16 protein-coding genes and 1 pseudogene are annotated in these 14,915 nt (G+C 59.2%); 6 read left to right on the forward strand and 11 right to left on the reverse strand.

The window, feature by feature from the left end; translation table 11 throughout:
• Nucleotides 1–214 precede the first annotated feature (214 nt).
• From P5W99_RS27645 to P5W99_RS27670, 6 genes are all read right to left on the reverse strand, one after another.
• Nucleotides 215–1,534 carry an MFS transporter gene (locus P5W99_RS27645; protein ID WP_421027952.1) on the reverse strand — a complete coding sequence of 440 codons (1,320 nt, stop codon included), beginning with the start codon at nucleotides 1,532–1,534 and terminating at the stop codon, nucleotides 215–217.
• A 181-nt stretch (nucleotides 1,535–1,715) separates the two neighbouring features.
• Complete coding sequence (locus P5W99_RS27650) at nucleotides 1,716–2,144, reverse strand: nuclear transport factor 2 family protein (protein WP_421027953.1); 429 nt, start codon at nucleotides 2,142–2,144, stop codon at nucleotides 1,716–1,718.
• Nucleotides 2,145–2,382: 238 nt separating this feature from the next.
• A complete protein-coding gene (locus tag P5W99_RS27655) occupies nucleotides 2,383–3,441 on the reverse strand; it encodes a 3-keto-5-aminohexanoate cleavage protein (protein ID WP_434665454.1) in 1,059 nt (352 codons plus the stop codon).
• A 233-nt stretch (nucleotides 3,442–3,674) separates the two neighbouring features.
• Entirely contained in the window at nucleotides 3,675–4,523 is an 849-nt protein-coding gene (locus P5W99_RS27660) for a TauD/TfdA dioxygenase family protein (RefSeq protein ID WP_421027954.1), read from the reverse strand.
• Between the two features lie 118 nt (nucleotides 4,524–4,641).
• Complete coding sequence (locus P5W99_RS27665) at nucleotides 4,642–5,613, reverse strand: quinone oxidoreductase family protein (protein WP_421027955.1); 972 nt, start codon at nucleotides 5,611–5,613, stop codon at nucleotides 4,642–4,644.
• 269 nt (nucleotides 5,614–5,882) lie between these two features.
• Nucleotides 5,883–6,818, reverse strand: a complete 936-nt coding sequence (locus P5W99_RS27670; protein ID WP_421042767.1) for a 3-keto-5-aminohexanoate cleavage protein — start codon at nucleotides 6,816–6,818, stop codon at nucleotides 5,883–5,885.
• Nucleotides 6,819–7,020: 202 nt separating this feature from the next.
• Here P5W99_RS27670 and P5W99_RS27675 point away from each other — a divergent pair, with 202 nt between their 5' ends.
• From P5W99_RS27675 to P5W99_RS27700, 6 genes and pseudogenes are all read left to right on the forward strand, one after another.
• Entirely contained in the window at nucleotides 7,021–8,031 is a 1,011-nt protein-coding gene (locus tag P5W99_RS27675) for an AraC family transcriptional regulator (protein ID WP_421027957.1), read from the forward strand.
• A gap of 120 nt (nucleotides 8,032–8,151) precedes the next feature.
• Nucleotides 8,152–8,425: pseudogene (locus tag P5W99_RS27680) on the forward strand (IS21 family transposase); the annotation flags it as partial.
• Nucleotides 8,426–8,623: 198 nt separating this feature from the next.
• Nucleotides 8,624–9,079: a hypothetical protein gene (locus P5W99_RS27685; protein ID WP_421027958.1), complete on the forward strand. Its 456-nt coding sequence runs from the start codon at nucleotides 8,624–8,626 to the stop codon at nucleotides 9,077–9,079.
• 99 nt (nucleotides 9,080–9,178) lie between these two features.
• Nucleotides 9,179–9,376 carry a hypothetical protein gene (locus tag P5W99_RS27690; protein ID WP_434665322.1) on the forward strand — a complete coding sequence of 66 codons (198 nt, stop codon included), beginning with the start codon at nucleotides 9,179–9,181 and terminating at the stop codon, nucleotides 9,374–9,376.
• A 110-nt stretch (nucleotides 9,377–9,486) separates the two neighbouring features.
• Nucleotides 9,487–9,717, forward strand: a complete 231-nt coding sequence (locus P5W99_RS27695) for a hypothetical protein (protein WP_421027959.1) — start codon at nucleotides 9,487–9,489, stop codon at nucleotides 9,715–9,717.
• Between the two features lie 26 nt (nucleotides 9,718–9,743).
• Nucleotides 9,744–10,013 carry a hypothetical protein gene (locus tag P5W99_RS27700; RefSeq protein ID WP_421027960.1) on the forward strand — a complete coding sequence of 90 codons (270 nt, stop codon included), beginning with the start codon at nucleotides 9,744–9,746 and terminating at the stop codon, nucleotides 10,011–10,013.
• 97 nt (nucleotides 10,014–10,110) lie between these two features.
• On the opposite strand, the gene P5W99_RS27705 is transcribed toward P5W99_RS27700, so the two are convergent.
• From P5W99_RS27705 to P5W99_RS27725, 5 genes are all read right to left on the reverse strand, one after another.
• Nucleotides 10,111–10,341, reverse strand: coding sequence for a hypothetical protein (locus P5W99_RS27705; RefSeq protein WP_434665326.1), 231 nt, complete (start codon nucleotides 10,339–10,341; stop codon nucleotides 10,111–10,113).
• Between the two features lie 438 nt (nucleotides 10,342–10,779).
• Nucleotides 10,780–11,544 (reverse strand): SDR family oxidoreductase, encoded by a 765-nt coding sequence (locus tag P5W99_RS27710; RefSeq protein ID WP_434665456.1) that lies wholly within the window; start codon nucleotides 11,542–11,544, stop codon nucleotides 10,780–10,782.
• A gap of 371 nt (nucleotides 11,545–11,915) precedes the next feature.
• Nucleotides 11,916–13,379 carry an NAD(P)(+) transhydrogenase (Re/Si-specific) subunit beta gene (locus tag P5W99_RS27715; protein ID WP_421028056.1) on the reverse strand — a complete coding sequence of 488 codons (1,464 nt, stop codon included), beginning with the start codon at nucleotides 13,377–13,379 and terminating at the stop codon, nucleotides 11,916–11,918.
• Nucleotides 13,379–13,711 carry an NAD(P) transhydrogenase subunit alpha gene (locus P5W99_RS27720; protein WP_421027963.1) on the reverse strand — a complete coding sequence of 111 codons (333 nt, stop codon included), beginning with the start codon at nucleotides 13,709–13,711 and terminating at the stop codon, nucleotides 13,379–13,381. Before P5W99_RS27720 ends, P5W99_RS27715 begins: the two co-directional genes overlap by 1 nt.
• Before the next feature lie 11 nt (nucleotides 13,712–13,722).
• Complete coding sequence (locus tag P5W99_RS27725) at nucleotides 13,723–14,868, reverse strand: Re/Si-specific NAD(P)(+) transhydrogenase subunit alpha (protein ID WP_421027964.1); 1,146 nt, start codon at nucleotides 14,866–14,868, stop codon at nucleotides 13,723–13,725.
• Nucleotides 14,869–14,915 lie beyond the last annotated feature (47 nt).

A 14,915-nucleotide genomic window follows, 5' to 3' on the forward strand; every position in this document is an offset into this window, starting at 1 on the left:
CTCCGCTGCCACAAGCGGATTTTTCTATAATCAGATTACCGTCTGCGGCAGGAAGAACTTTTGGAATCTTAAGTGAACGCGCGTCCTTGAATCGCCGTTGTAACCGGCCGCCAAACAAGTTGACTGCAAGTCCTGCGATGCATCGTTCCTGCAGTGATCCTTCGCGCCATACGCCCTGAAGTAATCCTGCCGCCACTGATGCCGGTGGGTGCCGCTAAATGGCGATGTCCGCTACCAGGGATTTTTTTTCTGCGGCTACGACAATTTTCAAATCAGACTCGTAGCTCCTTGCTGCCAGCAAATAGCACAATGCGGCTGCAATACTGAAGCACGGCATAATTTCGAGCGCTTTCTCCAACCCCCACAGATCCGAGAGGACCCCAGCGACAAACGGCCCCAAGGCAAGTCCAAACAGGTTTTGGAAGAGCGACAGCATGGCTCCGGCCGTCGAGCGCAGGGCTGGATGCATGATATCGAGCACCACACCGACCCCGACGCCACCCGTGCACGCCATGAGAAACCCGCCTGTCGCGATAGGGAAGAAGCCCGCGACTCTTCCAGAAAAAGCTGATACAAGCACAACAAAGGTAAGGATGCACAACGGGGCAGTCACCAGCAGTTTGTTGCGCGCGCGGCGAGTTCCGAAACGATCTGCGACATAGCCCCAAAAGAAGGTACCGATACCGCCAAGCAATACGACAAATGCTGCTTGCTTTGCCGCCTGGCTGCCAGCAATACCGTGGAAGCGCGTGAGATAGCTTGGCAGCCACGCCCACACCGTGGAAACGGTAACGACCTGGAGAGAGGTGCCAATGCACGTCCACCAAACCGTACGCGAACTGGTAAGCCCACGCACAATACGGCGCATACTCGCGAGCATCGATGTACCGGTCTGACCTTTCCCACTTTGCGCGATTGAGACTGTCTTGTAGTCGCGTACCATGAGGTAAAGGCATGAGACGATAATGCCTGGAATACCAACCACACCAAATGCCGCCCGCCATCCCCAGCGCGCCGCAATGATCCCACCGAGGAGCACCCCGAGCACAGCGCCGAGGGAACTTGCAGCGAAGAGTGCCCCCAGAAGAGCTGAACGCATCCGCCTCGGGAATAGCGTGGCAATCAATGCCGCTCCGACCGAGCCATATCCTGCCTCACCGGCACCCACCATGGCACGGGCAATAAACATCTGTGCGTAATTCGCGGTAAACATGCAAGCCATTGTCGAAAGGCTCCACACAGCCCCCATTACAAATACGCTTTTGACACGGCTGAATCGATCAGCGATCAGGGCTACAGGCAAACCAGCGAGGGCAACGACAATGGAAATGATGGAAACGAGGCCTCCGAGTTGTTTATCAGATAGATTCCAGACCGCCTTCAGTTGTGGGAACAGGGAGACGACGACCTGACGATCGACGTAATCGAACAGCATCAAAACGAATGTCATGGCGAACGCAAACCATGCTTGCGCGCGTCCGCAAATATAGCCATCGCGATCACCGACTCTATCGCTTTCGATATGTTGTTGCATGTCTCCTCCGCTAATTTTTATGCCCAGCCTGTAAGCATTTTCGAGTAATTTGTTTCCCCATCGACTTCGGCACTTATCAGAACAGTCAGATTTTCAAAAAGCGTATTATGTGCACTGCCCTGTTCATGAATCTCATGCCACGTTGATGGATATGTCCTCTCGTTGCAATAGCGCTTCCACGTTATGCCGTGAAAGTGATGCAGGCCTGGAGGCGCTTGATTAGCCAATTGCCATCGTCACTGCATGCCAGTTCGCATTCCACGTCAGCCAACATGGCTGGTCCCGCTCCGCCCACGGGGAGCGTTGGCGGTGCACCCTTGTCAGAGCGATAGACGGTCAGACCGAATGAGGCCTTGGCCACTGGTCCGCTATGCTCCATGACAAAAAAATTGGTGACATAGTGTCGGGTAAGCAGCGTCGCGGACCGCTGGTTCAGAGAAACGAAGATCTGTTGTTGCCCGCGAAGTGCAATATCGCCCCGCTCCCAACTGCCATCGAGCGTGAAGCAACGGGCGGCGCGAGAATAATCGTTGCGGTCGAGGGCATGGTACATGCGCATCACGGTTTGCTCGGCGGCATAGACCTGGTAGAAACGCTCTGGGTTGTTCATGGTTCTGTTACCTGAAGTGTGTCGCTAGTAACGCTCGTTCAGCCGGGATACGCTGGCCCGGTACGGACGATGGTTTGCGAAAACGCGCCATTTCCGCGCCGAAACCGGACGGTGTCAGCACAGGCCAGACCCCAAAAACCCTCAAGTGAGTGCCATTTGCGGCCGGTGCTGACGATGGAGCGAGTCGGGCACAGAAACTGTGCGTTTGGGAGGCAAGCCCCCGAGAACAGAAGCCCGATCAGGCGACTTTCTGCAGGAAGCCTTGTTGCCTCCCATTTCGATTGGGCGCGAAGCCGTTGGCCTGCAGCGTTTCCTCCACCGTGTCATAGAACACGCCGATCCTGCAGATTTCGCGCGCTTGCCTGGCGGTAGCGATCGGGCGACTCAGTTCGCGCGATATACGCACCAGCTGCTCGACCTGTGCCGCCGTGCCAATCTTCTTCGTGCGCGTCTGGTTCCAGAGGGTATCCTCAGTACCGCAGCGAACATGCAGCCCCATCGCAATACCCATGGTGTTCACCGGCAGCACGTGGAGCACCGAGCTCTCCACTGTCAACACTGCCCCATCTGGCACGGCGCGCGCGAAATTAGCCAGGCTGTAGATACTGGGTGAATCCATCCCCCCGCCTATCGCCACCCAGTTCAGTACCAACGGGCCCTTATAGACTCCGCGGCGGATCAATCGCTCCACCGACTCGAAGCTGTTGATGTTGTAGCACTGGAACTCGCTCTGGATTCCCGCCGCAGTCAGGCGGCGGATGTGTTCCTCGACCCAGCCCGGCTGCGCTGGTACGGTCATCTCTTTGTAGGCGTCAAAAACCGCAGGGTCTTCCATGGAGGTACCCATGACATCGCGATGGTCAAACTGCTCGAGAATGTTCATCTGCGACGTATTCACGGTTACCGTCACCTGGTCAGGCTTGGGGTCGAGTTCGGCTAGCATGTGGCGCGTGTCGTCCGAGAGCCACTTTGCAGCCGCACCTTCTGTCTCGGGAGCAAAGCTGATTGATCCGCCGACCTGGATAATCATCTCCGGTACGCGGGCGCGGACGCCAGCGATAAGCTCATTGAACTTGGACAGACGCTTGGAGCCTTTGCCATCGAGTTCGCGTACGTGCAGGTGCAGTACGGTGGCGCCTGCGTTGTAGCAATCCACCGCTTTCTGGATTTGCTCCTCCATTGTCACTGCGATGTCCTCGGGGAAGTCCGATGGAACCCACGAGGGCGCATATGGCGCAGCGGTGATGATCAGCGGTTGCTGGTTTTCGGGGAACAGGTGTCCGTCTAGAAAGTTCATGGCAAGTAAAGGATAAGAATTTAAAAAAATTTCAGCACGCCCGAATCTCGGGATGACGATAAGGCAGGCTTCGCTGACGCGTAGGCCGGCGCTGCTACTGCGCATTGGTGCAGGCGAATCATTCGAGTTCACGTACATGTTTCTGCCGCTTTTTTAAGCTGATACGCGGCGTTGAATTCTGTGAACCGAAATAACCTTCATTGAAGACAGGTAAAAGCATTCCTGCTCATGGCTCAAAATGGCCTGTCACCAATGATCGTGGCCCGGTCCATCCTGCGATGACACGGTGGATAATCCATGACGGCGTAGTGTTGCGTTGAGCGGTTATCCCAGATCGCCACGCTGTTCCTGGTCCAGCGCCAGCGCACCTGATGCTCGGGAACGTAGGCCTGAGTGATCAGATAGCGCAGCAACTCAGCCCCGCCGGGGTTGTAATCCTGACCAAACCGCACGCGACCTGGCGTGTGGAAATTGGTGAAATGGGTGGTAAAGCCGTTGACGAAGAGGATCTTCTCGCCAGTCTCCGGATGGGTCCGCACAACCGGGTGTTCGGCGTCCGGGAACTGATCCTTCAAAGCCATGCGCTTCTCGATGGGCATGGCCGCGCCAAAGCTGGCCTCGATGCTGTGGCGCGCACGAAGGTCCGTGATCTGCTCTTTAACGTGATGCGGCAGATTCTCGTACGCGAGCACCATGTTGGCCCACATGGTGTCGCCACCGACCGGGGGGCATTCACGGCAGCGCAGGACGCTGGCGAGCGGCGGAGCATCGCGCCAGGTCGCATCGGTGTGCCAGGCGTTCTCATAACGATCCGGTGGGTTCGCTGGCGTCTTGTAGATCTGAACCAATCCCGGGTGCTCCGGGTCGCTTCCCGTGACCGGATGATCCTCCAGACTGCCGAAGCAACGCGCAAAGGCTACGTGCTGCGCTGCCGTGATGTCCTGATCCCGCAGAAACAGCACCTTATGTCGCAGCAGTGCCTTGCGGATGCTGACAAACAAAGCAACGTCATGGATTGCGTCGGCCAGGCTGACGCCGGTCAGCTCGGCGCCAATTGAGCAGGTTAGTTGTTCAATGTGCATGAAGAGTCCACCCTCGGGCTCGATGTGGAAGGGCTTCGGTCGCGATCGCCATGCTGTCCCGCTTCCAGCCCGGAACGTGCTTCAGCGGCGAACTGCTTTTAATGGGCGCGTGTGATCATTAAGGCACCAGCACGGTGGCTCCGCTGGTCTGCCTGGATTCCAGCGCGCGGTGCGCTTGTGCGGCATCGGCCAGCGCGAAGGTCTGTTTCGGCTCGCTCTTGATCTTGCCGGCCAGCACCATGTCGAACACCTCCCTGGCCATGTCGAGCATGTGTGAGCGGGGCGTGGCATAGTGGACCATGGCCGGACGCGTAACCCACAGCGAGCCCTTGGCCGCAAGGGTACGGCTGTCGATTTCCACCGGTCCGGAGGTGGTGCCGTTGCTGACGAGGGTGCCGCGCACCTGCAGGCAGGACAGCGAGGCATCAAGCGTCGCTTTGCCGACCGAGTCGAAGACGACCGGGACTTTCTTGCCGTCGGTGATCTCCATCACGCGCTCAAGAATGTTCTCTCGCGATGTCACGATGGTGTGGGTGCAGCCATTGACCGTGGCGAGTTCGGCCTTTTCATCGGTGCTGACGACGCCGATCATGTTCACGCCCAGCGCGCGCGCCCACTGGCACGCGATCAGCCCCACCCCGCCGGCCGCGGCATGATAGAGGATGGTCTCGCCGCCCTTGAGTGGGTAGACCTGGCGGAACAGGTACTGCGCCGTCATGCCCTTCATGATGAGCGAAGAGGCGGTGCGGTCAGAAACGCCATCCGGCAGCGGGATCAGCACGTCCGCCGGCATGACGCGGACGTCCGAGTATGCCCCCTGCGGTCCGAGCAGGTAGCCCACGCGATCACCAACACGGATGTCCGCCACGCCGGGGCCGACCGCCTCGACAACGCCAACGGCATCCGAGCCAACGCCATTCGGCAACGCCAGCGGATATTGCCCGGTGCGGAAATAGATGTCGATGAAGTTGACTGCGATATACGTGTGCCTGACGCGAGCCTGGCCGGGGCCGGGATCGCCGACCTCCACCGACTCGAGCTTGAGAACGTCTGCGCTGCCTGTTTCGTAGAAGCGGATTGCTTTTGCCATGTCATGTCTCTTGTAAATGCTTGCTCAACTGGATCCGGAGCTTCTTCGGAAGCGTTGCTTCGAATAATCGCTTCGGCGTCAGCCCGGAAGTCCTCATGCACCCAATCGGTGCCATCGGACGCTGATGGCCATCATGCGGCTCCCCTGGTTCTGCGGGAACATCGCTTCACTTTCGAAGCGCTTCATTTCGCCTGCTTGCCAAAAATCTGTCCGGATGGCGGAATCCCCGCCGTCCTCCGGCAGCATCCACGCGATGCGCCCGGGAGCGATCAGAACGCGACAGCATGTTTGCCCTTCAGTTGAAGCATGTTGCGCGTGTCGTCTGGCGTGGCCACCTCCAGATTCAGCGAATGCAGGATGTCTACGATGCGCCGGACCTGGTCCGCGTTGCTCGTCGACAGCCGGCCGGGACCGTCCCAGAGCGAATCCTCCAGGCCCACGCGAACGTTGCCGCCCATGGCGGCAGCCATAGACGCGATGGGCATCTGGCTGCGGCCGGCACCAAGCACGGACCAGTAGTAATCTTTGCCAAACAGCCGTTCAGCGGTGCGGCGCATATGCGTGACGTCATCGGGGTGCGTGCCGATGCCACCGAGAAGGCCGAAAACGGACTGAATGAGGAATGGCGGCTTGAGAATGCCGCGGTCGATGAAATGCGCCGCCGTGTAGAGGTGGCTGGTGTCGTAGCATTCAATCTCGAAGCGCATGCCGTTGTCGGCACAGGACTCGAGGATGTAGCGGATTTCCTTGAAGGTATTGCGAAAGACGCGGTCCTCCGAGCCTTCCAGGTACGGGCGCTCCCAATCGTGCTTGAACTCCTTGTAGCGGTCGAGCATCGGGTACAGTCCGAAGTTCATCGATCCCATGTTCAGCGAGGCGACTTCGGGCTTGAGTTGCAGCGCCGGTTGCAGTCGTTCCTCGACGAGCATGTTGGGGGCGCCACCCGTCGTGAGGTTGATTACGACGTCGGAGCGTGCGGCAATCTCCGGGAGAAATTCCCGGAACAGGAGTGGATCCTGGGACGGCTGGCCGTTCATGGCTTTACGCGCGTGCAAATGGACAATCGAAGCGCCGGCCTCGGCAGCGGCAACCGCCTCGCGCGAGACCTCTTCTGCCGTGATGGGCAGATAGGGGGACATCGTCGGTGTATGAATGGCGCCGGTCACGGCGCAGGTGACGATTACCTTGTTTTGAGGTGCGGCCATGGCATCTGTGTTCCGTTCGTGCTTCTGAAGAGTGGGTCGGAGAATCAACGCGGCATGTCAGATGAGCAATATTCTAGGAATCGCGGGTCTTCGTTTTTCTCTCATTTGATGACATAGATATCTCATTTCATGACAGAATCATTGGGGGTCCGGGTTTCTACGCAGAAGGCGGCGGGACCACACGCTACATGGACGAGAAGCGATGGACACATTGATTCGAACAGGGGTGCTGACCAACTATCTCAAGGTAGCGCAGCAATTAGGCTTCAAGCCTCAGCCGCTGCTACGGAAACTGGGGTTGAACAGTGAGATGTTTGCGGACCCGGAATGCCGGATCCCTGCGAGTGCCGCCGTTACCTTGTTGAAGGTGTCAGCGCAAATGACCCAATGCCCGACATTTGGGCTGCGTATGGCCGACCTGTGGCAACTGTCCGACCTCGGTGTCGTCAGCGTGTTGCTTACGCATCAGAGAACCCTGCGCGAAGCCGTTGGAACCTTGATTCGGTTTCGGCACCTGCTCAACGAGTTCCTGGTCATACGTATGGAAGATGTCGGCAAGAAAGTTATCGTACGAGAGGAGTTCGTCGCGGACGAGACCGGGACATCTATACAACATACCGAGCTGGTACTCGGCTCATTATCGCGAATGTGCAGCACGCTGATGGGTGCCGCCTGGCACCCGCTGAGCGTCCATTTCACCCATGATGCTCCCCCGGATCTGCGGCTGCACCGCCGCGTATTCGTTGGAAAACTAGAGTTCGCCAGCTCCTTCAATGGCATGATTTGCCGTGCTGCCGATATGGACTTTCCCAACCCCATCGCTGACCCGGTCATGGCACGCCACGCGCAACGCTTGCTCGAGGGCCTGCCGGGGGCCAGCGAGCCGTCAATTGTGCTCGAGGTGCGCAAAGCAATCTACCTGCTGCTACCGGTTGGGCGCGCAACGATTGAACAGGTGGCACACGGCCTTGGCATGAACGTGCGTACGCTACAGCGCCAGCTCGAAAGCGCCGGAAGCGTCTTCTCGGAGATGGTCAATGGCGTTCGCCGCGATCTCGTCATGCACTATATGGACAACAAGAGCTACACGCTGGGACGGATTGCCGAGTCGCTTGGATACTCCGCTTATGGTTCATTCGTACGCTGGTTCGAGGCGCAGTTCGGAATGACGCCGACGCGTTGGCGAAGCGGTAAGCCAGCAAATAGCCGGTAGGTGGCGCCCGGTGTGTTGATGTTCACGCAGAACTGACCCACTTGAGCCACAGGTTTTCATCGAATTTTGACCCACGTGTTTGAATGCCCTGCTCAATCTTTGAGCAGGGCATACAGAGGTGATCACGGTGCTGGCTGGGAGAAAGGCATCGTCGAGAAGAACGTACAGGACCGGCGACGCCATCTGGCACGAAGCGGCTCTGCGACGTTGGGAAACGTTGGAAATCCTGAACGAATCGGTTGCCGGCCAGTGTCGCGAAACCTGGCACATGCGGCACCCGCAATGGCCAGAGCTGACAGTCGATGATGTGCTGCAGGACGAGCGCACCCGGCTGATGCCCAATCCACGGCCGTTCGACGGCTATGTCGAGCAGACCCTGCGGGTCTCGTCAACACTTACCAGATGACCGCTGCGCGCTTCCCGGCTCACCGCGACCTGAAGGGCTTCGACTTCGCACAGGCGCACGTTTGATTCTCGACGAACTCGGCAACCTGCCGTTCAGCCAGACCGGTGGCCCTGTCTGCCACGTCTGTCCATAAGGACAAGGTTACGGACAGGTCACCACGGTGTACTTTCCGGTGGTGCCTGGATTATGCTCAAGCAAGATATCAACGAGCCTTTCCCGGTCAGGAAGAGTGACACCATGGATACAAAAATGGGCGTTCAAAGGCTCACAATCCGTGCTGCCACGGGCAAGCTCAAGATCATTCCGGTTTGGAGATGCCTGGCACGGAGCGGCGCCAATGTTGTTCGCTGGAACGTCCGCACGGACCACAATGATGGTATGGACTCGATGACGGTCGACATTGTTGAAGCTGATCCGCTACGAACTGAAGAGATCGCCGCTGCGCTCGGCAGGCCTCCTCTGGAGATGACCGTCACGGCTTCCATTATGACGGTCATCTCGACTTCGCGATCCGCCAGTGACGTCTTCGGCGATTTCCCAACAAAATGCTGCGACTTCGCTCCGAACTCATCGCGTCCGGGCCTGAAACTGACAGTAGTGGGGAATGCCGGCAACCATTGCCCGCCTCGCACGTGTGACTGATCACGCACAACGCGAAGGAGGCGCGCACGATCTGATGTCGTTTCAGGAGATAACTATAGAGCGGCAAAGCCGCCTGTTCGATATACCCAGGAGACATAAGTGCTGAGCCCTCACGAATTTGCGACGCTCATGCTGGTCAAGTCGTCGCCCGAACAGATCGACATGGACCGGAAGGAACTCGACACACTGCTCGAGCAACAGCTCGTATCACTCGAGAGCCTCTCCACCGGTATGCACCGTCCGTGTATAACAGACCACGGCGAATTCCTTCTCGAAGCGATCATGAGAAAACGGTGATCCGCGCGCGGTCGGCCGCGTAGGTCGTGCCAGACCCGGCAAGACGTGCTAATACACGATAGAGTAGCTGAAGAAGCGCTTAAAAATGGCGCTGGCTCACTACTATCCAGTTGATTCAGGAGATCATTGATCATGCAACCCAGGAACACGTTGCAGATGTTCAGCTTGCCAATCTGGATGAGGCTTTGGGTCAGTCCAGCACGATGATGGAGAGCATCTGTAGACTCGCCGAACTGAAGGCGCAGTTCACGCGAGCGACGCTGAACGATGCGTTGGACCCGGCGCTGAAAACGGTGGCGACTCCACAGAACTGGCTGGCAGCTGATGCGAGGGGAAGGTGACGAAACAATGACGTGACGAGCAAAAAATGTATCGAAGTTACGAATACCACGGATTCACCGTCGAGGTTTCAGTCGATGTCGACGTGATTCGAATCGGGGCGAGCGTGGAGACACGAGCCGCCCCTGGTTACGTCCCTGTCGTCACGATTTCCAGGGAAGGTAAAGCGATGGCAGCCTTCTCGCCTTTGAGGTTCAGCGGCACCTGCTGCAATCCGTTCGCAACAGAGATCGATGCGCTCATGGGCGGCTTCAGTGCGGGCCGCCAAATCGTCGATGATCTTGTCTCCTCGACCTGAAGTCGAACGTGGTCGAGACTGCCGTGCCTGAATTGCCGTTTCCCGCTTGACACAAGGCGCGGACGTCGTCCTGCAAGCCACGGCACGGGGTCACTGGTCAGCGATAAACAATACATGGCCCGTCGTCCCGACAGGCCATAATCAATGTGGACGCCGTCATCTGTGGCAGGCGGCGTTCCGGACGTTGTCCGAGGAGCGTGGCATGGACCAATCCTGGCTGGACATGGCTGTGGGCACGATCGTGCTTGTCATTGCTGCAATGTGTGTCGCTGCCCACTACCGTCGCGAACGGCGCCGGGCCGATCTGCTGCGCAATCTGAATCACCATGACTGGTTGCAGTGGCCCCGGTCACGGCGGTAGCGTTCATTGTGCGCGTATCGATTTGCGCGGATGGCGGACGAGGCTCATGCGTGAAGTGCCGCGTTGGCTGCAGAGGCGAGGTCCAGCCAGTCTTGATCACCCTCTTTCGACTCATGGGCGCGGGCTGCGCTACTCAACGCCTTGCCCATCGAAGCTCGCCTCTCCGCTCGCACGCATCCCAGTGAAGCCGCGCATCGGCAACGGCATTGCACGGCGCTAGCAATTATCGAACTCTGCTCATTACAACCCGAAAGTCGTTGGCGAACGGCAAATCGAGCAGCCGCGCCTGCAGTTCTCCAACCTTCAGTGTGTAATCGAATTGCATCGTTGCTCCTTTCGCTCGCCAGCCGCGTCAACACCGTGCACCGATCCGGTCGCGACGATATTTTGCGGCGGCTCCTTTCACTAGATTGTCAGTCCGCCGTCTACGACCAGGCATTCGCCGTTGGTGTAGCTCGCGGCATCGGATACGAGGTAAAGCACGGCGCCGGCAAGCTCCCGCGGCTCTGCGTGGCGACGAAGCGGAATCTTTTTCATCCACTCTTCGTAGATCGATGGGGTCTCGAAGAGCGCGCCGGCGAACTTCGTCCGGGTCAGGCCAGGCAGCAGTGCATTCACGCGAATGCCCAGAGGTCCGCACTCCTTGGCAAACGCTTTGGTCATGTTCACCACGGCCGCCTTGCTGATCGAGTAGATACCCTGCATGTCGCCCGGTTGCAGCGCATTGACCGACGCGGTGTTGACGATCGCCCCGCCGCCGTTTTCGCGCATCAGGCGGCCCGCCTCGACCGACATGAAGAAGTATCCGCGGACATTCACTTCGACCGTCTTGTCGTACGCCGCCAGATCGGTGTCGAGAATGTGGCCGAAATACGGATTGGCCGCAGCGTTGTTGACGAGGATATCCAGCCGGCCATGAGCCTTGCGGATATGCTCGAACGCCCGGGCGATGTCCTCCATGCGGCCGACATGGCACGCGAGCGCTTCGGCGTTGCCGCCGTCGCAGCGAATGCTTTCCGCAACGGCTTGGCAGTCTTCCAGCTTTCGGCTCGATACGATCACGTATGCGCCTTGCTCTGCGAGCAATCGGGCGATTTCCTCGCCAATGCCTCTGCTGGCTCCTGTGACGAGCGCGATTTTTCCGCTCAGATCGAAGAGTTTGGTGCTCATGTTGCTGACAACTCCCGTAGAGGATTCATGTTTGCTGGCACTAAATGCCTGACATATGCCTTCCATTACAGCCGCTTAGCCCTGCTCTTTCAGCACGCTCACTGCCATGCTCAACTATTCCGCCGACTTCGCAAGCGTCGGCATGCGATGCATTGCCATCCATCGCACGCCTCTTGACGCCAGCGCTGACCGGCCCGCTGAACCCTTCGATCGTCCACTCGAGATACGGGAGAAGCGTTCCCACATCTACCTGCATGGCGTCATTCGTCGCCATTCCACCTTGTTCTCAAATTGACGAAAAGTCCGGAAACGGCGCCAAGCCGTGGCGCACGAGATAAAGTTCCGCCATGAGTTTTTCCCGGTCCGGTCGGTCACGCCGCCTTGACCATCTCCTCGATCACCTTCTTCGCATCGCCAAAGACCATCATGGTCTTGTCCATGTAGAAGAGATCGTTGTCGAGACCGGCATAGCCCGCTGCCATCGACCGCTTGTTGACGATCACCGTACGTGCCTTGTACGCCTCGATGATCGGCATGCCGGCGATCGGCGACTTCGGATCGTTTTTCGCTGCCGGGTTCACCACGTCGTTCGCGCCGAGCACCAGCACCACATCGACCTGGCCGAACTCGCCGTTGATGTCCTCCATTTCATGGACGATTTCATACGGCACTTCCGCTTCCGCCAGCAGCACGTTCATGTGGCCCGGCATGCGGCCCGCAACCGGATGAATCGCGTACTTCACGTCGATGCCCTTCTCGACGAGCTTGTCGGTGAGCTCCTTCAATGCATGCTGTGCACGTGCGACGGCGAGACCATAGCCCGGCACGATAACGACGGTTTCGGCATTGCCGAGCATGAACGAAGCGTCTTCCGCCGAGCCCGCCTTCACCGGCTTCTGCTCGGCCGGTCCGCCCGCCGAAGCCGCGCCGGGCTCGGCACCGAAGCCGCCAAGAATAACGTTGAAGAACGAGCGATTCATCGCTTTGCACATGATGTAAGAGAGAATCGCGCCCGACGAACCCACCAGCGAACCGGCGATGATCAACATCGCGTTGTTCAGCGAGAAGCCGATGCCCGCCGCCGCCCAGCCCGAGTACGAGTTCAGCATCGACACGACCACCGGCATGTCGGCGCCGCCGATCGGGATGATGATGAGCACGCCCAGCGCGAATGCGATCGCCGTCATGATGATGAATGGCAGCCACGACTGCGTGAGGAAGAACAGAATGCCGAAGCCGATCATGCCCAGCGCGAGCAACAGGTTGATCAGATGCTGGCCCGCATAGACGACAGGCGCGCCCTGGAACAGGCGGAACTTGTACTTGCCCGAAAGCTTGCCGAACGCGATCACCGAGCCGCTGAAAGTAATCGCGCCAACGAACGTACCGATGAACAGCTCTATCCGGTTGCCGTACGGCAGGAAGCCCTTAATCCCTTCCTCCGCGCCCAGCCCGAAAGCAGCCGGCTCCGACACGACGGCATACGCAATGCACACGGCAGCAAGACCGATCAGCGAGTGCATCGCAGCGACCAGCTCCGGCATTTTCGTCATCTCGACGCGCGCGGCAACGAACGAGCCAATCGCGCCACCAACGACCAGCGCAGCAAAGAGGAGCGCGAGCCCGAGCGTGAGATTCGAGCCGAGCGCCGCCGCCTGCTTCGCGATCAGCACAATGGTCGTGAGAATCGCTACGGCCATGCCGGTCATGCCGAACGCGTTACCGGTGCGCGCGGTCCGTGGATTCGACAGACCCTTGAGTGCCTGAATGAAGCAGACCGACGCAATCAGATAAAGAAGCGTGACGACGTTCACGCTCGCGAAATTCAGGCTCATCATGCGCCCCCCTTTGCATTGCCGGAACCAGCGACCTTCCTGGGCTCCTTCTTCTTGAACATTTCGAGCATTCGCCGTGTGACCAGGAACCCGCCGAACACGTTCACGGCTGCAAGCGCTACCGCAATCGCGCCGAAAAACTTGCCCGAGTCGCCCACCGTGAGGCCGGCCGCGAGCATCGCACCGACGATGACGATCGCCGAAATCGCGTTAGTCACGGCCATCAGCGGCGTATGCAGCGCCGGGGTGACGTTCCAGACGACGTGATAGCCGACGTAGATCGCCAGCACGAAAATGATCAGGTTGATCACCGTATGGTTGAGGACTTCCATCAACCGCCTCCTTAAGTCTTGCGTGTAACTTCGCCGTCGCGCGCCAGCAGCGTGGCCGCAACGATGTCGTCGGTGAGATCGATGTTGAGCGAACCGTCCTTCGCAACGATCAACTTCAGGAAATCGAGCAGGTTGCGTGCGTAAAGCGATGACGCATCCGTTGGCACCATCGCCGCGAGGTTCGTAAAGCCGACGATCTGCACGCCGTTCTCCGTGACGACGACCTTGTCCGGCTCGGTGAGCGGGCAGTTGCCGCCCCGACGAGCGTCGATGACGGAACCGCGCCCGGAGGCCAGATCGACAATGACAGAACCCGGCTTCATCGCCCGCACGGTTTCGACCGTGATCAAGGTTGGCGCGGGACGGCCCGGAATCAGCGCGGTCGTGATGATGACGTCCGCCTGTTTCGCGCGTTCGTGGACGAGCGCCGCCTGGCGCGCGAGCCAGGAAGGCGGCATTGGCCGCGCATAACCGCCGACGCCTTGCGCCGCTTCGCGCTCCTCGTCGGTTTCATAGGGCACGTCGAGGAACTTCGCGCCCAGCGACTCGATCTGCTCCTTCACTGCCGGACGAACATCCGACGCCTCGATCACAGCCCCGAGGCGCTTCGCGGTAGCGATCGCCTGCAGGCCCGCGACACCCGCGCCCAGGATCAGCACGCGTGCGGCCTTCACAGTGCCCGCCGCTGTCATCAGCATCGGCATGAAGCGCGGATAATGATGCGCGGCAAGCAGCACAGCCTTGTAGCCTGCGATGTTGGCCTGTGAGGACAGGACATCGAGGCTTTGCGCACGCGTCGTGCGGGGCGCTGCTTCAAGTGCAAAAGCCGTCACGCCCGCATTGGCAAGACGTTGGGCATTCTCCGTGTCGAATGGATCGAGCATGCCCGCGAGCACCGCGCCGCGCTTCATCAGCGGCAACTCATCGACTGTGGGCGACCCGACCTTCAACACGATCTGCGCGCCGAACGCGGCTGCAGCATCGCCAATCTGCGCGCCGGCGTTTCGGTACGCATCGTCCGTGTAGTGTGCGCACTCGCCGGCGCCTGCCTGGACAATCACCCCATGCCCCCGGGCAACCAGCGACTTGACCGTCTCGGGCGTCGCCGCAACGAGCGATCTGCGTTCGTTCGACTCTGCGGGTACTCCAATTTCCATTTTCAACCTCACATTGCGCATGTCTGCGCGATACTGTTTTCAGGCCG

The sequence above is a fragment of the Paraburkholderia sp. A3BS-1L genome (assembly GCF_051125215.1).
Lineage (GTDB): Bacteria > Pseudomonadota > Gammaproteobacteria > Burkholderiales > Burkholderiaceae > Paraburkholderia.